At 57.7% G+C, this 22,193-nt stretch carries 24 protein-coding genes; 20 read left to right on the top strand and 4 right to left on the bottom strand.

Features of this window, described 5'->3' with window-relative positions; genetic code table 11:
- Positions 1-49: 49 nt before the first annotated feature.
- Positions 50-799, top strand: a complete 750-nt coding sequence (locus RZS32_RS04865; RefSeq protein WP_317055905.1) for a DUF1013 domain-containing protein — start codon at positions 50-52, stop codon at positions 797-799.
- A 46-nt stretch (positions 800-845) separates the two neighbouring features.
- Positions 846-2,000 (top strand): NAD(P)/FAD-dependent oxidoreductase, encoded by a 1,155-nt coding sequence (locus RZS32_RS04860; RefSeq protein WP_317055904.1) that lies wholly within the window; start codon positions 846-848, stop codon positions 1,998-2,000.
- Between the two features lie 94 nt (positions 2,001-2,094).
- Here the strand turns inward: RZS32_RS04860 and recR are convergent, their stop codons facing one another.
- The 4 genes from recR to RZS32_RS04840 all read right to left on the bottom strand — a co-directional run bounded on the left by recR (position 2,095) and on the right by RZS32_RS04840 (position 4,835).
- The gene (gene recR, locus RZS32_RS04855) at positions 2,095-2,688 is read right to left on the bottom strand and encodes a recombination mediator RecR (protein ID WP_317055903.1); all 594 of its coding nucleotides are present in this window, start codon (positions 2,686-2,688) and stop codon (positions 2,095-2,097) included.
- 16 nt (positions 2,689-2,704) lie between these two features.
- Entirely contained in the window at positions 2,705-3,049 is a 345-nt protein-coding gene (locus RZS32_RS04850) for a YbaB/EbfC family nucleoid-associated protein (RefSeq protein WP_317055902.1), read from the bottom strand.
- 180 nt (positions 3,050-3,229) lie between these two features.
- Positions 3,230-4,057 (bottom strand): hypothetical protein, encoded by an 828-nt coding sequence (locus tag RZS32_RS04845; RefSeq protein ID WP_317055901.1) that lies wholly within the window; start codon positions 4,055-4,057, stop codon positions 3,230-3,232.
- 94 nt (positions 4,058-4,151) lie between these two features.
- Positions 4,152-4,835: a FadR/GntR family transcriptional regulator gene (locus RZS32_RS04840; RefSeq protein ID WP_317055900.1), complete on the bottom strand. Its 684-nt coding sequence runs from the start codon at positions 4,833-4,835 to the stop codon at positions 4,152-4,154.
- 207 nt (positions 4,836-5,042) lie between these two features.
- Between RZS32_RS04840 and RZS32_RS04835 the strand changes: the two genes are divergently transcribed.
- The 18 genes from RZS32_RS04835 to RZS32_RS04750 all read left to right on the top strand — a co-directional run bounded on the left by RZS32_RS04835 (position 5,043) and on the right by RZS32_RS04750 (position 22,080).
- The gene (locus RZS32_RS04835; RefSeq protein ID WP_317055899.1) at positions 5,043-6,521 is read left to right on the top strand and encodes a glutamine synthetase family protein; all 1,479 of its coding nucleotides are present in this window, start codon (positions 5,043-5,045) and stop codon (positions 6,519-6,521) included.
- An 81-nt stretch (positions 6,522-6,602) separates the two neighbouring features.
- Entirely contained in the window at positions 6,603-7,538 is a 936-nt protein-coding gene (locus tag RZS32_RS04830) for a glutamine amidotransferase (protein WP_339106823.1), read from the top strand.
- Complete coding sequence (locus RZS32_RS04825; protein WP_317055897.1) at positions 7,526-8,395, top strand: GXGXG motif-containing protein; 870 nt, start codon at positions 7,526-7,528, stop codon at positions 8,393-8,395. Before RZS32_RS04830 ends, RZS32_RS04825 begins: the two co-directional genes overlap by 13 nt.
- 58 nt (positions 8,396-8,453) lie before the next feature.
- Complete coding sequence (locus tag RZS32_RS04820; RefSeq protein WP_317055896.1) at positions 8,454-9,818, top strand: FMN-binding glutamate synthase family protein; 1,365 nt, start codon at positions 8,454-8,456, stop codon at positions 9,816-9,818.
- Positions 9,819-9,892: 74 nt separating this feature from the next.
- A complete protein-coding gene (locus tag RZS32_RS04815) occupies positions 9,893-10,306 on the top strand; it encodes a hypothetical protein (RefSeq protein ID WP_317055895.1) in 414 nt (137 codons plus the stop codon).
- A 4-nt stretch (positions 10,307-10,310) separates the two neighbouring features.
- Entirely contained in the window at positions 10,311-11,162 is an 852-nt protein-coding gene (locus RZS32_RS04810; protein ID WP_317055894.1) for a carbon-nitrogen hydrolase family protein, read from the top strand.
- On the top strand, positions 11,159-11,755 hold the full coding sequence (locus RZS32_RS04805) for a hypothetical protein (RefSeq protein WP_317055893.1): 597 nt from the start codon (positions 11,159-11,161) through the stop codon (positions 11,753-11,755). The genes RZS32_RS04810 and RZS32_RS04805 overlap by 4 nt, the downstream gene beginning before the upstream one ends.
- A 115-nt stretch (positions 11,756-11,870) precedes the next feature.
- The gene (locus tag RZS32_RS04800) at positions 11,871-12,575 is read left to right on the top strand and encodes a GntR family transcriptional regulator (RefSeq protein WP_317055892.1); all 705 of its coding nucleotides are present in this window, start codon (positions 11,871-11,873) and stop codon (positions 12,573-12,575) included.
- Positions 12,565-13,473 (top strand): dihydrodipicolinate synthase family protein, encoded by a 909-nt coding sequence (locus RZS32_RS04795; RefSeq protein ID WP_317055891.1) that lies wholly within the window; start codon positions 12,565-12,567, stop codon positions 13,471-13,473. Before RZS32_RS04800 ends, RZS32_RS04795 begins: the two co-directional genes overlap by 11 nt.
- A gap of 117 nt (positions 13,474-13,590) precedes the next feature.
- Positions 13,591-15,084, top strand: a complete 1,494-nt coding sequence (locus tag RZS32_RS04790; protein WP_317055890.1) for an aldehyde dehydrogenase — start codon at positions 13,591-13,593, stop codon at positions 15,082-15,084.
- Positions 15,081-15,458: a hypothetical protein gene (locus RZS32_RS04785; RefSeq protein WP_317055889.1), complete on the top strand. Its 378-nt coding sequence runs from the start codon at positions 15,081-15,083 to the stop codon at positions 15,456-15,458. Before RZS32_RS04790 ends, RZS32_RS04785 begins: the two co-directional genes overlap by 4 nt.
- A complete protein-coding gene (locus RZS32_RS04780; protein WP_317055888.1) occupies positions 15,448-17,001 on the top strand; it encodes a trimethylamine methyltransferase family protein in 1,554 nt (517 codons plus the stop codon). The genes RZS32_RS04785 and RZS32_RS04780 overlap by 11 nt, the downstream gene beginning before the upstream one ends.
- Positions 17,001-18,107: a mandelate racemase/muconate lactonizing enzyme family protein gene (locus tag RZS32_RS04775; RefSeq protein ID WP_317055887.1), complete on the top strand. Its 1,107-nt coding sequence runs from the start codon at positions 17,001-17,003 to the stop codon at positions 18,105-18,107. Before RZS32_RS04780 ends, RZS32_RS04775 begins: the two co-directional genes overlap by 1 nt.
- A 3-nt stretch (positions 18,108-18,110) precedes the next feature.
- Positions 18,111-19,304, top strand: a complete 1,194-nt coding sequence (locus RZS32_RS04770; protein ID WP_317055886.1) for a cytochrome P450 — start codon at positions 18,111-18,113, stop codon at positions 19,302-19,304.
- Complete coding sequence (locus RZS32_RS04765; protein WP_339106822.1) at positions 19,294-19,944, top strand: SDR family NAD(P)-dependent oxidoreductase; 651 nt, start codon at positions 19,294-19,296, stop codon at positions 19,942-19,944. The genes RZS32_RS04770 and RZS32_RS04765 overlap by 11 nt, the downstream gene beginning before the upstream one ends.
- A complete protein-coding gene (locus tag RZS32_RS04760) occupies positions 19,905-20,024 on the top strand; it encodes an SDR family oxidoreductase (protein WP_339106821.1) in 120 nt (39 codons plus the stop codon). The genes RZS32_RS04765 and RZS32_RS04760 overlap by 40 nt, the downstream gene beginning before the upstream one ends.
- Positions 20,021-20,752 (top strand): SDR family NAD(P)-dependent oxidoreductase, encoded by a 732-nt coding sequence (locus tag RZS32_RS04755; protein ID WP_317055884.1) that lies wholly within the window; start codon positions 20,021-20,023, stop codon positions 20,750-20,752. Before RZS32_RS04760 ends, RZS32_RS04755 begins: the two co-directional genes overlap by 4 nt.
- A complete protein-coding gene (locus RZS32_RS04750; RefSeq protein ID WP_317055883.1) occupies positions 20,749-22,080 on the top strand; it encodes an NAD(P)/FAD-dependent oxidoreductase in 1,332 nt (443 codons plus the stop codon). Before RZS32_RS04755 ends, RZS32_RS04750 begins: the two co-directional genes overlap by 4 nt.
- The last annotated feature ends 113 nt before the right edge of the window (positions 22,081-22,193 follow it).

Raw genomic sequence — 22,193 nt, 5'->3', positions numbered from 1 at the left:
ACCGCCTTTTCCAGGCGACGGGACAGATTTGCGCCAAGGAGATGCCGCGATGTCAAAGCCATTGATGACCAAAGCCACCGCTGTTTGGCTGGTGGACAACACAACAATCAGCTTCAAGCAGATTGCCGATTTCGTTGGCCTACATGAATTGGAAGTGCAAGGCATAGCCGATGGGGATGTGGCGACTGGTGTCAAAGGGTTCGACCCGATTGCCAACAATCAATTGACGCAGGAAGAAGTTGAAAAGGCCGAGAAAGACCCGCTGCATAAGCTGACTTTGAAGTTTAACCCAGCGGCCGTGGGCGAGGAAAAGCGACGCGGTCCACGGTATACGCCTTTGTCGAAACGTCAGGACCGCCCAAATGCGATCCTGTGGTTGGTGAAGTTTCACCCAGAGCTGGTAGACAGCCAGATTGCCAAACTTGTCGGCACCACCAAGCCCACGATCCAGTCAATTCGTGAGCGCACGCATTGGAACATCTCGAGCATGGAGCCGGTGGATCCGGTGGCGCTTGGACTATGTAAGCAAAGCGAACTTGACGCGGTTGTACAAAAGGCCGCTGCCAAAAAGGCCAAGGAAGGCGCGCCCATGGATGATGACGAGCGTCGCAAGCTTCTGAGTACCGAGCAAAGTCTTGAGGCCGATGCAGAGCCGCGCATTCCGACAGCGATTGAAGGGCTTGAGACGTTCAGCCTTGGTAACGACGAGCCCGAAGAGCCTGAGAAGGAAATCGACGCGGACAGCTTCTTTAACTTGCCGTCCGGTGACGGTGACGAAGAGGACAAAGACGAAGCTTGACGCATTCTCGCGCCAACTAAACTGCCAGGTGGAACGGGGGCGTGCCGTGAAAGTCGCAGTCATTGGGGCAGGCATGATCGGATCTGCCGCCGCCCGTCATTTGTCAAAGCTTGGCCATGAGGTGTGCCTGATTGGTCCAGACGAACCGCGCGAGAAGAAGCACCATAAGGGTGTGTTTGCGTCACATTATGACGCTGGTCGGATCACGCGCACGCTTGACCCGGATCCGTTCTGGGCACGAGCAAGCGCGGACAGTATTGCACGATACGGCGACATCCAGGCCGAAAGCGGTATTCCTTTTTACACAGAATGTGGATTGTTGATGGCCGGGCCTTCGGGTCATCCGGCTATAACGAAAACCCAGGCGCTGGCGATACAGGAAAGCTATGAGTTTCAAAGCTATTCTGCTGGTGCGCTGTCATCCAGATTCCCTGATTTCTCCTTTGATGCTTCGACGCATGCCCTCTTTGAGCCTAAAGGCGCGGGCTACATCGATCCTCGGGCTCTGGTCGCGGCACAGATTGCCATTGCGCAGAACGCCGGAGCAACACGTGCTCTCCAGATTGCGAACGGTGTTCGGGAGACAGCGTCCGGCGTCGAAATCGAAACAGAAGACAGGCAATTTACGGCTGACCAGGTTCTGGTAGCTGCGGGTGGTTTCTCGAACATGGTCTTGTCAGAGCCACTGCCCATCACAGTCATGGCGCGCACCATCCTGATGGTGGAGGTCGAGGAACGTGAAGCCGAGCGGCTAACCGGGTTGCCGCCTGTGATACAGTATTTCGGAGATGGCACGGATATGTATTTATTGCCACCGATCAAGTATCCCGATGGGCGGTATTACATCAAACTGGGAGGAGACCCCAGCGATGTCGTGTTGGGGGATATCGGCCAAATTAAGAAATGGTTTCGGCAAGGCGGTGATGGCGCAGTAGGCGGAACCCTGGATGAAATCCTGACAACTCTCATGCCCTCAGCCAAGCTGGGGTCGCGCTATATTGCGTCATGTGTCACAACCTTCAGCGAGGATCAGCGACCGATCCTGAAACGTCTGAGTGATCGAGTGAGCGTCGCGACAGCAGGGTGTGGGCGCGGTGCGAAATGCAGTGATGAGCTGGGGCGTTTGGGGGCGGTGATAGCACTTGGACATGACCTGCCTGTCTGGGTTGATGTTGCCAGACCAAAAGCGTCCGGCCTTTAACCTGAGACATCAAACAAAGGCACGGCGCAAGCAACACGCATACCTTGCGCTGCATTCGACCCAAAGCTGTGAGTCAGGTTTTAGGTCGAACGCTTTAAAGAGCTTTCCTCGCATTGAGAGCAGCAGAAATCGTGCCGTCATCCAAGTAGTCTAGTTCTCCTCCGATTGGCACACCTTGCGCCAGCGAGGTGAGCGTTACGCGGTCTTCCAATTGGTCGGCGATGTAATGTGCCGTTGTTTGACCATCAACTGTGGCGTTGAGAGCTAAAATGACCTCTGAGATATTCTCGCTTTGCACCCGGTCCAAGAGCTTTGGAATACGAAGCTGTTCCGGGCCGATCTGGTCCAAGGCTGAAAGCGTTCCGCCCAGCACATGGTAACGTCCCTTGAACATGGCTGTGCGTTCCATGGCCCACAGGTCGGCGACATCTTCAACCACACAGATCAAACCGTTCGCTCGTTTCTCAGAGGCGCAGATGTCGCAAATATCCGTGGTGCCGATATTGCCGCAGTTGAGGCATTCACGAGCCGTGACAGCAACCTGTTGCATAAGATCTGCCAGAGGCGTCAGCAAAAGTTCACGTTTGCGGATCATATGAAGCACGGCGCGGCGGGCCGAACGCGGACCCAGCCCGGGAAGTTTGGCCATCATCTCAATGAGAGCTTCCAGATCGCGCGTGGAATTCATGCCCAGTCAGAGCGCCCTAGAATGGAAGCTTCATATCCTTGGGAAGCCCCATACCTTCGGTAATCTTTCCCATCTCTTCCTGAGCCTTCTTTGTTGCCTTGGTCTGGGCATCCTTTATGGCGGCAAGGATCAGATCCTCCACAACTTCCTTATCGTCGGAATTGAAGATTGACGGGTCGATATCCAGACCCTTGAGTTCACCCTTTGCCGTGCAGGTGGCTTTGACCAGACCCGCTCCGGATTCGCCGGTGACCATCAGATTGTGCATGTCTTCCTGCAGCGACGCCATCTTCTGCTGCATTTCCTGAGCGGCCTTCATCATCTTGGCCATGTCGCCCATTTGGCCCAATCCTTTGAACATATCGGTCTCCGAGGTTTGACTGCGGTTGGGTTCTAGATACGGGGCAGGACAGGGCGGGGCAAGGGGCGGAAAGATGGAGACGTGTTCATTCAAAGCGCAGAGTACCGAATATCGTGAATTGGAAAACTGTATCGCAAAGGTGACGTGTGCGGTCAGGAAGGAACTCGCTCAAAAGGCCTATCAACCTGTGGGCGATGGTATCTCTACGAAAAACAACACAGCAAGAATAAGCGCCGCGAAAACGAGCAAAGCGAGAGTAGTGGTGACTAAGATGGCTTTGTTTTCGCTCTTGTCGAGCGCCACGGACGCGCGGGGATGGTCTGCTGTGTCATTTGCTAAACCCGCGCCGGCCGGCGCTGCATCTTGCTGCACGACACGCAGGTGGTTTCGTTTGTGAACAATTGTGGACCGTCTGTATATGTTGTTGTCTGTCCGTGCTGCTGCGGGTCTCTTCGGTTCTCGCAGAGCAGAATCAGAGCCTTTGAGTTGCACCGCGGACCTGTCCAAATCCTTGCAAATTGGAGGGGTCGCCTGAGTCCCTGACACAATAAGCTCCCACGGGCTCTTGGGCGCAGCGGGCATAGATTTCAGAAGGATCTCAGCATTGAGAGTCAGCTTCTGAAATTCTGGTGCGATCTGAGACTTTGTTTCCAACAGATACTTCGCCGCGCCACGCCTGAAGCGGCGTATTTCGTCCTTGTCTTCCAATTGCGCGAGAAGAAGTGACATGGCGTAAAGCGTAAAGTCCTGAGGGCTAAAATCCCCCCAAACTGTTTTCATTTTCCGGTACGCGACTTCCAAAGGCCTGAGAATCGCTTGATCCGGGGGAGACACCATATCTTCGCCGACATGGGTAGAGATTGCGTGCAATGCTTCCCCGAAACAGGCCGCGCGATTGCCTTCTTCCGCAAACAATTCAAGCGGTTCCGGCTTGGTGAAGGTTGCTACGACACGATCCAGAACTTGATTTTGTACGGCCGGTGAATGTTTACGAGTGGTCCTGAACAAATGCCCAACCTTCCAGATATGGAAAGTGCCATAGCAGCAATGGGGCAAGGTCTGGTAGTCTGTATTTGGCCGCTACTAGAATTGTTACTTCAACTCATGTCTCTGAGGCCCGTGTCAGCGACAGCCGTGCTGTTTCCAAGTGCTCTTTCATCACGTTCGCGGCGCGCTCTGGCTCGCGTGTTCGCAGGGCGTTGAGAATTTGACGATGCTGCGCGTTGTAAAGATTGATCGTCTGCAGATCGAGCGTTAGGCGGCGCATGCGGGTCCAGTCATCCTGTCCGCGGACGTTGGCGATCTGGTTCATGATCCAAACCAAAAGACCATTGCGTGTGCTTTCCGCCAGAGCGCGGTGAAAGGCCGTGTCTGCCTCGGAAAAGGCAACCGGGTCTTCCATGCTTGCCTCCATTCGGGCGCACAGGATCTCCATTTGATCAAAATCGGCGCGCCGACCGTGCAGCACCGCAAGGCGACAGATATGCGGCTCAAGTGCAAAGCGGGCATCCATGAGTTCCAACGGCGTGGCGTTTTCGATTTCGCTGGCCGAGATGGTTTCGGACTTGTGGACCACATATGTGCCACTGCCGGGACGGGTTTCGACAAAGCCCTCTTCTTCGAGTTGCAGCAGAGCCTTACGCACGGTGCCGCGTGCCGCCCCATAGGTGTCAGACATCACGCGTTCTGGCGGAAGGCGGTCATGTTGCTGCAAGGTTCCCTTTGCAATCTCGCGTCTGACCAAAGCAGCTATGTCCGCCGCGCCCATTCTCTGTGCGTCTGCCATCAGAATCCCCTAAATTTAGACCAATACTAAACCATTTTTCGGGGTATTCCAGCAAAATTATCGAATTTGGATCAAAATCGGTTGACTTTTGGACCGGCTCTGGGAATTGTTAATGATAGGGGAGCTTTTTCGCCCCCTGCCACCAAACAAAAATTCGCAAGCGCCGGCGAACCATCGGAGGCTTGCATAACATCAGGGAGTTATATTGTGGCTGAAACTGATCTCGAAAGATTTGTAGAGGCGCCGGGTCGCGCCGAGAAAATCAAAGAAGTGCGGAAGATGATTGATGCCAAGGGCATTGAATATCTGTACCTGCAATTCGTTTCGGTAACCGGCAAAATCATGGGCAAGGGCATTCCCGCCGATCACTGGGAAAGCGTTGCCATGAAAGGCTTCCAGCTGGTTTACGGCGCCACGGTGAACCTCTTTACCGACCGTGCGGGCAACTATCTGGGCTATGGCCCTGAGGCTGCTGAGCTGGTCGGCATTCCAGAGCCTGAAACCTTTATGCAGCTGCCCTGGGCGCCGCAGATTGGTCGATTCTACTGCACGCTCTTCCGCAACCGGGAAGAAAAGGAAAATCCGGGCGGCTACCTGACATCAGATTGCCGGGGCAACCTGCGCCGGATGCATGAGGATTTTCAGAAAAAGCACGGTCGCAGCCTGCGCATCGGCACAGAGCCGGAAATGATGTGGCTCAAGTTCGATGAGAATGGCAAGCCCAAAGACGGGTTCTCCAAGCCCTACTGCTATCACATCGACCAGTTCGAAAGCCTGCGTCCGGTATCCATGCAGGTGATCAAATACGCGCGCCAGATGGGTCTGGATATGATCCAGGGTGACCACGAGGATGCACCGGGTCAGTTGGAGCTGAACTGGATGTTCGACGATGTGCTGCGCAATGCGGACCGTCTGACCACCTATCGCCAGATCTGTGCGCAGGTGGCGCGCGAGCACGGCATTTTCGCCTGCTTCATGACCAAGCCTTTCATGGGCGTATCGGCGTCGGGGTGTCACCACAACATGAGCCTGTGGCGCGGGGGTGAGGATCAGTTCGTAAAATGCGGCAACAACCCCGATGACCTGCCGGGCATGGCCGAGAACTACATGTATGTCAAAGGTGGTGAAAACACCTTCATGCCCGACGATGATGACCCGCAAATGCCTGGAAAAGAAGGGCTCGAGGCGATCGGTGGTGTGGTGCACCATCTGCAGGCCCTGACGGCCATCGGATCTTCTACTGTAAACTCCTACCGCCGTCTTTGGGATACCGGTTTCTGGGCGCCTATCTTCGCCGATTGGGGCTTTCAGAACCGCACGACAGGTCTTCGGGTTTCGGCCCCGGGGCGCTTTGAATACCGCTCTGTTGACTCGATGGTGAACCCATATCTGATGGGCTCTTGCCTCTTGGCGGCCATGGATGATGGTATCGACAACAAGCTTGATCCTGGTGAACCTGAAGAGCGTAACATCTACGAGGCGATCAAAGCCGGCAAGCAGGTTAAGAAACTGCCAATGTCGCTAGGCGAGGCCCTTGATTTCCTCGAAAACAGCCCTGTCGTGCAGCGCGGTCTGCCCGGCGAGATGTACCGCCTGTTCCATGAATACAAGTATGACGAATTTGCGCGCTTCAACGCAACCGTCACCGATTGGGACAGTGAAACTTACATGGAATGTCTTCCCTGAGGCAGACCATGCTTTTGGCAGCGGGTTGAGGAACTCGCCGCCACCTTACACGAACACGCAACCCAGAGGAGGCGCTTCCAGATGTGTGGAATTGCTGGACTAATTCACAAGGGCAAAAGCAGCTCGGTCGGGTCGGAAATGACCGCCATGTTGCAGGCGCTCAAACACCGGGGGCCTGACAGCACCGGTTATGCCGTCTACGGCAACCCCACCAAGGGCGACTATATCATGCGCTTGAAGGTGGCCGAAGCCGAGGACATGGAAAAGGGCCGCGGCATCCATCAGGTGATCGCCGACCGCATCACCGAGGTTGAAGCCATTCTCAAAGAGCATGGCGCCAAGGTGAAATCCAAGGATGCCCCTCGGGAATATTCTCTGCGCTACGTCATCAGCCATGATGGTGACACCGGCGAGATGGCTGAGCATATCGAAGAGACCGATGGTGTTGAGATCCTTTCGATGGGCAATGGCCTTGAGTTGATCAAAGACCTTGGCGACGCGACGGTTGTGTCAGAAGCTTATGGCCTGAATGATTTTCAAGGCACCCATGCAATTGGTCACACCCGCATGGCCACCGAGTCGGACGTGGACATCAAATCGGCGCACCCATACTGGGCGTTCCCTTACAACGACGTCAGCGTTGTGCATAACGGCCAGATCACCAACTACTGGATCATGCGCCGCGAGATGGAGCGCAAGGGCCACCGGTTCATGTCCAACTGCGACTCCGAGCTTCTGGCCGTCTACACTGCGCACAACCTTGCCAATGGTGTGTCGCTTGAGGACAGCCTGCGCCAGTCGATCGAAGAGATTGATGGCGTGTTTACCTATCTGGTGGCGACCAAAGATCAGCTTGGCATGGCCAAGGACACAATGGCGGCAAAACCACTGGTTCTTTACGAAAGTGATGACCTGATTGCGATGGCCTCAGAAGAGGTGGCAATCCGCGCGATCCTTCCCGAAGAGATCGACACGTATGACCCATATGACGAGGAGGTCCGGGTATGGCAGGCGTAACAGACGCAGAACTGAAGGAAATGACCCAGGAAGAGCGGGTGACCGCTCTGGGGATGCGCACCGAAGCGCTGACGGGCAAATCGCTCTATGTAGAGTTTGACCCCGATGCCGAAGAGCGCTTCACCTATCCTTGGGCACCTGATGTTGATTTCAACAAGCGCACCGAGATGGATTGCGATGGGATGACCACAACGGAAGTGAATTCCGGCATTCGTGATCTGATGGCGCAGGGCTACGGCACGGTGGTGCTTAAGAACCCGCGCGGCATGCATTCGCTTGGTGTGGGCATCCTCAGCAAACTGAACCTGATCATCGAAGGGTCTACGGGCTACTTTGCGGTTGGTCTGATTGACGGGCCGAATGTGCGCATCAATGGCCGGGTTGGCTGGTCCTGCGGTGAGAACATGATGTCCGGCACGATCATGATCGAGAAGAATGCCGGCTCGACTTTTGGCGCGGCCATTCGTGGCGGTGACTTGGTTTGCCGTGGCTCGGTTGGATCTCGGACGGGCATCGACCAGAAGGGCGGCACGATTATCGTGGGTGGCGACACCGGTGCGCTTTCGGGCTTCATGATGCAGCGGGGCCGCATGGTGGTCTGCGGCAACGCAGGCAAGAACCTGGGCGACTCGATGTATGACGGCACGATCTTTGTCGGGGGTGAAATCAAGTCATTGGGTGTGGACGCGGTTGAAGCTGAGCTGACCGATCTCGACAAGGCCTGGCTCACACGCAAGCTCACGCAATACGGCCTGATGCCCGACAAAGGCGTGGATCATTTCACCAAGATCGTCGCGGGCAAGATGCTGTGGAACTACGACAATCTTGAGCCCACCGAGAAGAAGCTCATTCTGTAATTCGGCCCCGGCCCGGGCAACCGGGCTGTGCCATTCCATCTAGGAAAGGATATGACATATGGCTGACGGAGATCTGCCGACAAAAAAGGCGCTGGACCGCGACGTAAACCGTATCGGTGACAGCTTTATTTTCCCACCACGGGTGATGGATGATATCCACATCAAATCCGAGCTGGGACGCTACCGGATGCGGGGTTTCTCGCTCTTCAAGAAGATTCCGCACTGGGATGACCTGACATTTCTGCCGGGGACACTCACACGCTTTGTGATCGAAGGCTATCGTGAGAAATGTGAAACCAAGACCGTGATCGGCCCCCGCGCAAAAGTGCCGCTGGAGCTGGACATCCCAGTCTACATCACTGGCATGAGCTTTGGTGCTTTGTCCTATGAGGCGAAGACGGCTCTGGCCCGTGGGGCGACCATGGCAGGCACGGCGACCTGTTCAGGCGAAGGGGGCATGATCCCCGATGAGCGGCGCTATAGCTCCAAGTGGTTCTATCAGTGCATCCAGTCACGCTATGGCTTTAACCCCAATCACCTTGTTCTGGCGGATGGCTGTGAGTTCTTCATTGGCCAAGGCTGTAAGGTTGGTCTGGGTGGCCACTTGATGGGTCAGAAAGTGACCGACCAGGTTGCCGAGATGCGGTCGCTTCCTGCCGGGATCGACCAACGCTCGCCCGCGCGTCACCCTGACTGGCTGGGTCCCGACGACCTTGCGCTGAAAATTCAGGAGATCCGCGAAGCCACAGACTGGCAAATCCCGATCCAGCTCAAGCTGGGTGCGTCCCGTGTCTATGACGACGTGCGGATGGCCGTGAAATGTGACCCCGACAGTATCTATATCGATGGTATGGAAGGCGGCACGGGCGCGGGCCCGCACCTTGCGACCGAAGACACTGGTGTGCCGGGCATGGCCGCAATCCGTCAGGCGCGGAAGGCGATTGACGATCTGGGCAAACGCGGTGAGATCAGCCTTGTTTATGCGGGCGGTATCCGGAACGGTGCGGATGTGGCCAAGGCCATCGCGCTGGGCGCGGATGCGATTGCCATCGGTCACTCGGCCATGATGGCGCTGAACTGCAACAAGGACATACCCGAGGCGAACTATCCCGAGGAAATCGGGTCTGAGCCGGGCTATTGCTACCACTGTCACACGGGCCGTTGCCCGGTGGGTGTGGCCACGCAAGACCCCAAGCTGCGTGAGCGGCTTGACCCGGATGAGGCAGCCGAACGCGTGTACAACTTCCTGCATACGCTGACCATCGAGGCGCAGCTCTTTGCCCGTGCTTGCGGCAAAACATATCTGCACAGCCTTGAGCCTGAGGACCTTGCAGCCTTGACGATGGAAGCGTCGGCCATGGCCGGTGTTCCACTCGCAGGCACCAACCACACGGTTGGCGTCGAGGATTATCACCACCTGTAAACGGTGGGTTTAAAACCCACCCTACCATTGACGCGTAGGGTGGGGTTCCACCCCACCTAACGGAGGAAAACAAAATGGCTGGAACACAATATCGCGGCTCCGAGATCAAGGATGTCGACCAGTTCCTGAAAGACGCAGATGGGCTTGAGTCCGAGCGCGAAAAAGAAATCGGTCAGCACATTGGCTATCGTTACGACGTGAACCTTGTGCCGGATTACAACCGGATCACGCCCTTTTTGACCAAGTATATGGAGGTCATGGGCTGGGACGACCTCAACTGGCTCGAAGATGTTCACATGGGCTATGAGGAAGGCGCACCTGCGGTGTTTGACCGCAACAACAACGGCTGGGTGCGCGTGCCGGATACCATTGAGCTGCCGGACAACCAGCAGGATCGGGACATGATCGCGCGCGAGCTTTTGATCAAGTTCCAGATGTCGGACCGGCATCCTTTGGTCAACCTGCGCAAGGCGTATATGAAGTTCTAAAAACATGCCGCGCCCGCTTGATATCGCTTGCCTTCAAACAAGGCCAATGCCCGACTTTCAGTCGGCGCTGGACGAGGCGATGCCGTTGGCCGAAGCTGCAGTCAAAGCGGGCGCGGATATGCTCTTCCTGCCGGAATATTGCGGCGGGTTGAAAACCGAAGGGGCGGCTGTGGCACCGCCCTCTGCCCCTGAGGCGTCTCATCCGTTTCTTCAGGCCATGCAGGCTTTAGCACGCGACAGGCGTGTCTGGATCAATCTCGGCTCGATTGCCGTGGATGGCCCGGATGGGCGGATCATCAACCGTGGGATCATGCTCGACGATGCCGGGCACATTCGCGGACGCTATGACAAGATCAACATGTTCGACATTCAGCTGAGCGAGACGGAAGTCTACCGCGAAAGCGCACATGTCGAAGCGGGTTGCGAGGCCGTCATCCATGACACGCCCTTTGCGCGCATCGGTCATACGATTTGCTATGATCTGCGGTTTCCCGATCTGTGGCGCAGTCTTGCGCAGGCGGGCGCGGAGATTTTGATTTGCCCAGCGGCCTTTACCAAGAAAACGGGCGAAGCACATTGGCATGTGCTCAACCGTGCGCGGGCGATTGAAAACACGCGTTTTGTCATCTCTCCCTGTGCGATTGGTCCGGTCCCCGGTGGTGGCGAAAGCTATGGCCATTCTCTGGTCATCAATCCCTGGGGCGAAGTGATTGCCGATGGCGGCACAATCCCCGGTGTGGTGCAGGCGCAGATCGATCTGGATCAGGTCGTGGAAACAGAAGCCCGCATTCCAAGTCTCGCCAATGAACAGGAATTCACGCTTGTGTCTGTGGACGCAAAAAGGAGTGTGGCATGAGCTCTCTTGCTGCCCAGTTGGGCCAGAGTTTTTCCGACAACCCGCTGCGGTTGGCGTTTCTGAAATGGCAGTGCCATGTGCGGCAATTGTCCATGCGCAACAATGACGGTCGCCCCGATGATGCGATCATGCCAGAAGTCACGCCAAAGGGTGCGGCAGAGCCGCTCGGCGCGGTGATCACGGTGATGAACAAAGCGCCGGGCTATTCGGTGACGCCTGAGTTACAGCATATGGCGGCCAAGACAAATGACCCGGCCCAGCGGCGGCAAAACGCGCTGCAGTTTCTGTCGGCGACCTACTACCAGAAGGCCAAGGAATTTTCCGACATCCTGACCGCGACCTTTCCACCTGGATCTCCGGGGGCCAAGACGTTGCATGAGGCAAAGCATGCAACCCTGACCTTTGAGGCCTATGGTCAACGGTTTGATCTGGAATGCAAAATCTGGCGGCTGGCGCCGCATAACCTTCTGCATCAGGCCACCATGGCGCATAATATTCTATTCAATCCGACCTTGCCGCCCGCGACTGAGGTGCTTGGGTTTGAGCCAGATTGGGACGCAAGCCGCGCTGACCCACCGATCGGGCGACGGTGAGCCGTGGGATGTGAGTATTTGGAGAACAATGAAAGAAGGGCCTTCGGGTTCTTTTTTTATGTTTGGTGAAATTGGATACAATATGTATACATAACATGTTCAACGTGAGTCGTTCATGACAAAAGATCGCAAAGCCCACTGTCTGGAAGACATCAAGATGCGCATCCTGACGCTGGATATCGCACCCGGCAGTGATCTTGATGAGGCATCGCTCTGTGAGCGTTACGGCATGTCACGCACACCCATGCGCGAGATTTTTCAACGGCTTGGCGGTGAGGGGTATGTGGAACTGACCCAGAACCGCGGTGCGAAAGTGGCGTCGATGGATTTGGCTGTCATGCGGATGTTCTTTCAGACGGCCCCGGTGATCTATGCCAGTGTGGCGCGGCTTGCGGCGGAAAACCGGCAGGACTTGGATCTGGCCAGATTGCGCGCCCTGCAAGGTGATTTTCGTACAGCAACAGAATCCGGAGATGCCGGGAAGGCCGCGTTGCTCAACCACCGGTTTCATCTGTGCATTGGCGAGATGGCGCGCAATCCCTATCTGCTGCCAAGTCTGAAGCGCATGTTGATTGATCACACGCGGCTCAGCCAGACATTTTACCGCCCCGCATCAGACGACGAAGCCGCGCGCGTGGCGCAAGCCGTCGACCAGCATGATGCTATGATCGCGGCCTTTGCGGCGCGTGAGGCAGAGCGCGCGGTGGATCTGACGATTGATCACTGGAACCTGTCGCGTGACCGGCTGGAGCGGTTTGTCACCCCTGATCCACTTCCCATAGATTTTTTGACCGAAAGAGGAGGCGCGCATGCAGTTTGAGGGCATATGGACCCCGATTGTGACGCCGTATCACCCGGATTTCTCGCTCAATGAGGTTGCTCTGGCCGAAACGGTTGAATTACTCATTGCGGGTGGTGTGCATGGCATCATCGCGGCGGGTACGACGGGGGAGTATTACGCGCAGAGCTTTGAGGAGCGTGTGGATTTGGCGCGCCGGATCAAAGCGTTGATCAAGGGCCGTGTACCGATGGTGATGGGCACCGGGGCGATGCGCACAGAAGATAGCATTGACTACGCCAAGGCCGCCGTTGAGATCGGCGCCGATGCACTCTTGGTGGCCACACCGCCCTACGCGGTGCCAACAGGGCGTGAAATTGCGCTGCATGCGTTGGCGATTGACCGTGCGGCGAACCTGCCGGTCATGCTTTACAATTATCCGGGCCGGATGGGTGTGAACATGGATGAAGAGACGCTGGACCGGCTGGGGCGCAATCCGAATTTCTGCGGGATCAAGGAAAGTTCTGGAGATATCAATCGTTTGCATCTGATTGGCCGGGACTATCCGCATTTGGGCCTGCTCTGCGGTATGGATGACCAGGCGCTGGAATTCTTTGCTTGGGGCGCGCGCGGCTGGGTTTGCGCGGGGTCAAACTTTGCACCTGAAGCGCACGTGGCGCTCTACCGGGCTTGTGTGCTGGAAGGCGATTTCACCAAAGGGCGCGCGATCATGTCGGCGATGATGCCGCTGATGCGGGTGCTGGAGCAAGGCGGTAAATTCATTCAGTGCATCAAACATGGGCTAACCATGCGTGGGGTTGAAGCGGGTCCACCGCGCAAGCCGTTGCAACCTTTGAACAAAGACGATCGGCGGGCGCTTGAGGAAGTGATCCGCACGATGAACACGGCGATTGCGGCCATTGAGGGGGGCAAGATATGAGCGAATTTTGTTTGACATATTGCGCTGTCGCGTCCCGGCCGAAGAGCCGGGATCTCTACGTTGGCCAAGAGGTCCCGGGTCAAGCCCGGAACGCGAGCGATGGAAGGGTGAGCGGTGATGACTGAATTGCTGACACGGGATGAATATGGCGCGATTGCCGCGGAGATGGACTTTCCCGCCGCGCCGTTTGTGGATGGAAAATTCCGCAAGGGCGCGGGCCCGATGATGGAGACAGTGAACCCTGCAACGGGGAAGGTCTTAACGAAGGTTAGCACCGCCGGACAGAAGGATGTGGATTTTGCGGTGCAGAAAGCGCGCGAGGCGTTTGATCGGGGTGAGTGGTCCAAAGCGCATCCCAGTGACCGCAAGGATGTGCTCATTCGCCTGTGCAAGCTGATCACGCGGCGGCGGCATGAGCTAGCTGTGATGGAGAGCCTCGACAGTGGCAAACCCATTCGCGATTGCGAGATGATCGACATCCCTGAAACTATCCACACGATCAAGTGGCATGGGGAGCTGATTGACAAGATTTATGATCAGGTTGGCCCCTCAGGCGATGATGCGCTGAGCATGATCGTGCGCGAGCCGATTGGCGTGGTGGCCTGTGTCTTGCCATGGAATTTCCCGCTTTTGATGATGGCCTGGAAAATTGGCCCGGCCCTAGCGGCGGGCAATTCGGTGATTGTGAAACCTGCCGAACAGACCAGCCTGACGGCGCTGCGTTTGGCAGAGGTGGCACATATGGCGGGTATCCCGCGCGGGGTCTTGCAGGTACTGCCGGGGAATGGGCCAAGCGTGGGCGAGCCGCTCGGTCTGCATTTGGATGTGGATATGGTGAGTTTCACCGGATCGACCGAGACCGGCAAACGGTTCCTGCGTTATGCCGCTGATAGCAATATGAAAAAGGTCACGCTGGAATGTGGTGGCAAGAACCCGGCTGTGGTGCTGGAGGATGCCGAAAACCTCGACCATGTGGCCGAACATGTGGTGAATGCAGCCTTCTGGAATATGGGAGAGAATTGCTCGGCCACCTCGCGTCTGATCGTTCATAAGGCCGTCAAAGAGCCGCTGATGGAGAGGATCGTGGCCCGCATGCGGGATTGGAAAACAGGTGATCCGTTGGACCCGGCCAACCACTTTGGGGCGCTTGTGGACGCAGAGCATTGCAAGAAGGTGGCGGGGTATCTCAAGGGAAAGGCGGTGGCTGGCGGGGCCAAGCCCAAGGGTAACTTTGTGGTGCCGACGGTTTATGACGTGAACAAGTCCGACGCGCGCGCCAGGGAAGAGATCTTCGGACCCGTGCTGAGTGTCATCGAGGTGGCCAGCGAAGCCGAGGCAATAGAGCTGGCCAATGATACCGAGTATGGGCTGGCGGCGTCGGTCTTCACCGGCAACATTCGCCGTGCTTTAAGTGCTGCGAAAAACATACGCGCGGGTACGGTCACGGTGAATTGCTACGGCGAAGGCGATATCGCGACGCCCTTTGGCGGCTTCAAGCAATCCGGCTTTGGCGGGCGCGACAACGGCATCCATGCGCATGATCAGTTTACAGAAGTGAAGACGATTTGGGTCGATCTGAGTGATCCCAGGGATGGGGATTTGGTGGGATGACGACAGCTCAAGTTGACATGAACGAGCTTTTTGCAGCAGCGAGGTATGAGATCGCGGCCTACGTTCTTTTCAAAGAAAGAGTATCCATTGCCTCCACAGTCTTGGAGTTTAACGGGCTAGATATCGACCTTGTCGACAACGAACAACTTTCCAAACCAATTCAGGATTTGCTGGATTCAGGGGATTTCTCGCTTGAAGAAGTCGAGGCCCTAGCCGTGGAGGGGTCTTTGTATGCAATTTATGCTAATGCAGAGAAACAGCCTGGCGCAGTAGTGAACGCAAAAGTTTCGTTAGGAATCCTCAAGCCAACCCGGCGCCAGAATTTTCTGGGCAGAATTTTCGGCAGGATGTTCGGAGGCAAAAATGACCGTTGAAGCCGTAGGAACCGTCCGCCGCGGTCGCGGCGCGCGCAAGCAGGCGCGACAGGCTCGGGATGTGACAATGCTGCCCGCGCTCAAGCGGGGCATTCCTCTGACAGAGCCAATGGATGCCGAACAGATTGAGCGCATTGATGCCGCCTCCATGGATATCCTCGAAAGTGTCGGCGTGGTTTTCCGCGATGATATCGCGATCGCCGATTGGAAAAGTGCAGGCGCGGATGTGCGCGATGGCGACCGGGTGCATCTGGATCGCGGGCTGGTGCGGGAGCTGATCGCTTCCATCCCCGAAACGTTCACTTACCACGCGCGCAATCCAAACAATACGCTCCCGTTTGGAAAGGATCATGCGATCTTTGTGCCCATGACCGGCGCGCCTTATCTGCGTGATCTTGACGATGTGCGCCGCAATCCGACGCTCGACGACCTCGCGAATTTCCACAAGCTGAGCCATATGCTCCCCGCGATGCATTCCTCTGCGCATCATATCGTTGAGCCCTATGATCACCCTATCAGCCAGCGGCACTTGCGGATCACCTATTCCTCGATGAAGCATTCCGACAAGACGTTCATGGGCATGACGACAAGCCCCAAGAACGCGGAAGATGTGATGGAGATGTGCGCGATCCTGTTTGGTGAGGACTATATCGAAACACATCCGGTGGTGACGGGCAATTGCAACGGGAACTCGCCGCTGGTCTGGGATGAGACCATGCTGGGTGCGATGCGAGCGTTTAACAAACGCAACCAGCCTGTGCTGTGCTCGCCTTTTGTGTTGGGCGGGGCCAACACGCCTGCGTCCGTTGCACCCACGGTGGCGCAGCTGAACGCTGAAGCGCTCAGTGCGCTGGCCTACACGCAAGTGGTGCGCAAAGGATGTCCGGCGATCTATGGGCATTACCTGAGCACCGTCAGCATGAAATCCGGTGCCCCAATGGCAGGCACGCCAGAGATCAGCCTGATGAACCTGATGATCGGCCAGATGGCGCGGCATTATGGCGTGCCTTGGCGGTCATCCAACACGCTGGGCGGGGCCAAGACGTTGGACGCGCAGGCGGGGTATGAGAGTGCAACGACGCTCATGGCGCTACAGATGGCGGGCACGAATTACATGTGGCATTCGGCCGGTTGGAACGAGGCAGGGATGCATTGTTCTATGGCCAAGTTCGTGATTGATGCCGAGCAATGTGCGATGGCCTACCGCATGGCGGAGGGTATTCGCTGGGATGATTTTGACGAGGCGATTGCTGCGGTGACAGACGTGGGTCCAGGTGGGCACTACCTGGGCCATCCGCACACGCTGGAGAATTTCCAGCGGGCGTTCTTCATGCCGGAACTCTTCGACAACAACTCAATTGAGCAATGGCAAGCCGAGGGCGCGGTTGAGGCCAATGAGCGCGCGCTCAACTACACACGTCAGATGCTGAACGACTACGAAGAGCCCAAGCTTGATGAAGCCAAGAATGAGGCCTTGCTAGACTATATCGCCCGGCGGGAACGGGAAATTCCCGCCGCAGACGCCCTTAATCAGGACTACTGATGCGTATCAAAGAGTTCCATATCTATCACCACGATCTGCCGGTCAAAAACGGGCCCTACACCATGTCACACGGGCCGGTCTGGTCGCTTGAAACAACGCTCGTGCAGCTGGTCACAGAGGCAGGTGTCGACGGCTGGGGAGAGGTGTGCCCCATCGGTCCGCTCTATGCCCCGGTGCAAGCCAGTGGCGTGCGCGCGTTGCTCAACGACATTGGTGCCGGGCTCATCGGAGTGGAACTGTCCGTCAATGCCGTGCAGGCCGCGATTGATGGGATGATTGAGGGCGGTAACTATGCGCGCTCTGCTGTGGATATCGCCGTGCATGATGCGTTGGGGCGTTCGCTCGGTGTGTCAGTGGCCACGCTTCTGGGCGGGGCCTATCAGACCCGGTTGCCCTCCTACTACGCCACCGGGATTGGCACGCCGGAAGGGATTGCTGCTTTGGCGCTTGAGAAGGTCGATGAGGGGTACCCCCGCATTCAGATCAAAGCAGGTGGGCGTGATGTGGCCGAAGACATCGCCACTCTGCGTAAGGTGCATGAAGTCATTGGCCACCGCGCGCGGGTGCTTGTGGACCCAAATCGTGGCATGAGTGCCAGTGATGCCCTGCGCCTGTCGCGGGAGTGTCAGGATATCCCCTTCGTGCTGGAACAGCCCTGCAATACCATTGAGGAAATCGCCCGCATCCGCCCCATGATGCACCACCCGATCCATATTGATGAGAGCATGGTCGATCTCAACACGCTGCTGCGTCTGGTGGGGGACGGCCTGGTGGACGGGTTCGGGATGAAAATCTCGCGTTTGGGCGGGCTGCGCCCGGCGTCGACCTTCCGCGATATCGCAGCGGTGCGGCGTATGGCGCATTCCTGTGAGGACAGCTGGGGTGGGGATATCGTCAACGCAGCCTGCGTACATCTTGGGGCGACGGTGCGGCCTGACCTGCTTGAAGGCGTGTGGCTGGCGCAGCCTTATATAGACGGGCATTATGATCCAAACGGTGGCGTACGGATAGAAGGCGGTCACATCAACCTGCCAGAGGGGCCGGGACTTGGCGTGACACCTGATCCTAATATGTTCGGCGTGCCAGCGGCCTCATTTGGGGGATAGGCCGTGGGTGGGCTGCCATATCTCGATCTAGCGGACGGGGCAGTGTCCACACGCGGCCCGGAAGTTATTGCGGCGCGCGATACCCATTGGTGCGCCGAGACGCCCTTTGGTCTCGCGGTGCTGCGCTATCGGCAGGTGGGCAAAATTCTGCGCGACCGGCGCTTCCGACAGGGCAGCCACAACTGGCCTGACACGGTGGGCATCGAAGGCAGCTTTGCCGATTTCTGGCGTGCATCGGTTATCGGCCGAGAAGGTGCAGAGCACCAAAAACTGCGCGCCCTGGCGATCCCGGCGCTAAGAGAAGACTATGTGCGCAGCCTCAAGCCCGCCTTTGATGAGATTGCCCAGGATCTATGCAAAACTCTGCGCGAAAAGGATCACTGTGAATTCCAAACCGCCTTTTGCGAGCCCTTCGCCGGGCAGGCGATCACCACGCTTCTGGGGATGGATCGCCAAGACTGGCCGCTGGTGGCCCACAATGCCGCTGATCTCGGTCTGGCCATGGGGATTGAGGCGCCCAAGTATCAGGCGCGATTCAACAAGGCCTGCGAGACGTTGTTCGATCTTTCCGACAAACTTGTCGGCAAGGTGCGCAAGGGCCGCGATAGCAGCTCTTACGTGGCGCGCATGGTGGCGGAATTTCATCGCAACGGCGATTGCAGCTACGAAGAACTTCTCAATACCATCGTGATCTCAATCTTTGGAGGGGTGGATACGACGCGCGCCTTGCTGGGACTTGGGCTGTCGCTTTTTATCGAGAATTCGGATCAATGGCGCGCGCTGCGGAACGATGCGTCCCTGATCCCTGCCGCCGTTGAGGAATTCATCCGCGCCCGTCCGACCACCACTTGGGCCACACGCGAAGCAATGGAAGATGTCGATCTCGACGGCGTTCATATCGCCAAAGGCACGGTGCTGCATCTTCTGGTTCACGCCAGTGCGCGCGACCCTGAAATTTGCGAAGACCCTTCCTTTGACATCAAGGCGAAGCGTCGCAAGCACTTTGGCTTTGGCGGCGGTGCACATCATTGCATCGGGCATTTCGTGGCACGCACCGACACGGCCTGTGCGCTCGCGGCGCTGCGCCGGACGTTTCGCACAGTGTCCTACGACGGCACGCCAGAGTGGCTACCCGACAGTGGCAACACGGGCGCACTAAGCCTGCCCATTCGATATGAGGTGGATCATGCGATTTGAAGGGAAATCAGCGCTTGTCACCGGAGGTGCGGGCGGGATTGGCGTGGTCCTTGCCGCAAGCTTGCGCGCCGAAGGCGCGCGCGTGGCGGTAAGTGATCGCGACAGTAGCGGGGTAGAGGCCGATGCGCATCTCGATGGAGATCTGCTCGATGGGGCGTTCTGTGATGCCTTGCCGGGACAGGCCGAGGCGGCCCTTGGTGGTCTCGACATGGTCTTCAACAATGCCGGGGTCATTACACGTGGCGACATAACCGAGACAAGCGATGCAGACTGGAGCTTGACCATGGGTGTCAATGTCGAGGCGCCGTTTCGCATTTGCCGCGCCGCTGTGCCGATCCTGACTGCGCGCGGGGGTGGGGCAATTGTGAACACGTCGTCCTGCTGGGGCCTGCGCCCCGGGGCCAACCACCCACTTTATGTCATGAGCAAAGCGGCGGTGGCGTCTCTCACGCAATGCCTGGGCCGGGACCACGCGCATCAGGGCATTCGTGTGAACGCGGTCTGTCCAAATGAAGTCGACACACCCATGTTGCGCACCGGTTTCGCGATCCGGGGTTGGACCCGGAGAAGGCGATTGACGAGCTCAATGCCAGCGTCCCGGTGGGCCATATCGCCAGCCCGCAGGAGATCGTCGATGTGATGCTCTTTCTCGCCTCCGATGCCGCGCGGTACATGTGTGGCGCGTTGGTTGAGGTCAATGGTGGGAAGCCTGTGATATGAGCCGCTTTGAGGGAAAAACCGCACTCGTTACAGGGGCATCCAGCGGCATGGGCGCGGCGACAGCGGCCCTTCTGGCAGAGGGTGGCGCACGGGTCTTTTGTGCACAGCGCGGGTCCTCTGATCATGAGGATATCACGGCAGATTTTGCCGATCCAACCGCACCTCAAGCTGTGATGGAGCAGGTCAAATCCCTTGCAGGTCGCCTGGATATTCTGATCAACAATGCCGGGGTGATGCGAGAAGGCACGGTGGAGGAAAGCCCTGAAGCGGATTGGCATCTGCAAATTCAGGTCAACCTCACAGCGCCATTCTTGCTGATGCGCCATGCTATGACTTTGCTGAAAGTGAGTGGTGGCGCGATCGTGAATGTGGGCTCAATCGAGGGGCTGGGGAACAACCCCCGCCATCCCGCCTATGGCGCGTCGAAGGCCGGGCTGCACGGGCTCACGCGCGCGGTGGCGGTGGATCATGGCCCGGAGGGTGTGCGATGCAACGCGGTTGCGCCGGGCTGGATCGACACGCCGCTCAATGAGGATTTCATTGAGAGCATGCCTGACCCCAATGCGTTTCGCGCCGAGATCGGTGGCATTCACCCCATCCGCCGCACGGGCGCACCCGAGGAGGTGGCACAGCTTATCTGCTGGCTGGCGAGCGACGATGCGAGTTTTGTCACCGGTCAGGTCTGGACCATCGATGGGGGCCGTATGGCTCAGCTCAGCCTGCCATGAAGATCACCCAAATGCCCTGCGACCCCGGTGTCACGGGGTGGAACGCGATTTTGCCCGACGCAGCACCAGCGCAGATGTTGGAGGCTGAAACCACGGCGGATTGGCTTGTGATCGGTGGCGGCTTTGCTGGGTTGTCGGCGGTTCGGCGGCTCAGCCAGTTGCACCCCGATGCGCGGATTGTGCTGCTGGATGCCAAGCGGATCGGTGAGGGTCCTGCCGGGCGCAACTCCGGCTTTATGATCGACCTGCCACATGATCTGGCGTCCGAGGATTACGGCGGGGCGTTGGAAAGAGATATCGCGCAGACCCGGATGAACAGAAGGGCCATCGGTTTTGCTGCTGAGATGGCAGCGGAATATGGGTTGAGCGCAGAGGCATTTACCCAATCTGGCAAGACCAACGCCGCCGCCAGCGCCAAGGGACATCAGCACAATCTCGACTATGCCGCGCACCTGACGCGGATGGGTGAGGCGCATGAAGTGCTTAATGCCGCAGCGATGCGTGATTTGACCGGGTCGGATTACTATCAAAGCGGGCTTTACACGCCGGGAACAGCGATGCTGCAGCCTGTGCTTTTTGTGCGTGGAGTTGCCAGCGCATTGGCCAGCAACCGCATTCAGATCTTTGAAAACACGCCGGTCGTCGCATTGGAGCGGCGAGGCGATTGGGTCGCCAAAACCCCAAAAGGTCAGATCACCGCGCCCAAGGTCATTCTGGCCGTCAACGGCCATGCCAACAGCTTTGGGCATTTCAAGGGGCGGCTTTTGCATGTGTTCCTCTACGGCTCCATGACCCGCGCTCTGACGGAGGCGCAGAGCAAGCGATTGGGCGGGGCGGCACAGTGGGGTCTTACACCAGCCGACCCCATGGGCAGCACGGTGCGCAAGATCAATGGGACAGGCGGCACGCGGATCATCATGCGCAACCGGGTGACCTATGATCCCAGCCTTAAGGTGTCAGAGGCCCGCGTGGCCGCGATGGGCCGCACGCATGACCGGTCCTTCGCCGCGCGCTTTCCCATGCTTGAGGGCGTCGAGATGGAGCACCGCTGGGGCGGGCGTCTCTGCTTGAGTTGGAACGGCGCGCCCGCCTTGGGGGAAGTGGAGAAGGGGCTTTATGCCGCCTGCTGCCAGAATGGGCTTGGCCTTGCGCGGGGCACGCTGCACGGGATGGCGATGGCGGAGATGGCCTCGGGCGTCGAGAGTGAGACTGTGACGGACGTGATGGGGCAGGGGGAACCCTCTCGCCTGCCGCCCTTGCCGTTTACCTATCTCGGAGCGACCGCGACGATGAAATGGGGCGAGTGGAAGGCCGGGCGGGAGTTGTGAGAGGGAGGTGGGGTGAAATCCCACCCTACATCTGCGGTCATCCGCGCGACTTGCGTCTCACATCGCAAAGGCGCAAACTCTAACAAGGGCTTAAAGCGTTTCGCGCGCGAAAC

It is taken from the genome of Roseovarius sp. W115 (assembly GCF_032842945.2).
GTDB lineage: Bacteria > Pseudomonadota > Alphaproteobacteria > Rhodobacterales > Rhodobacteraceae > Roseovarius > Roseovarius rhodophyticola.
Note: the sequence above shows the minus strand (reverse complement) of the source record. Positions and strands in the feature narration are given on the sequence as shown.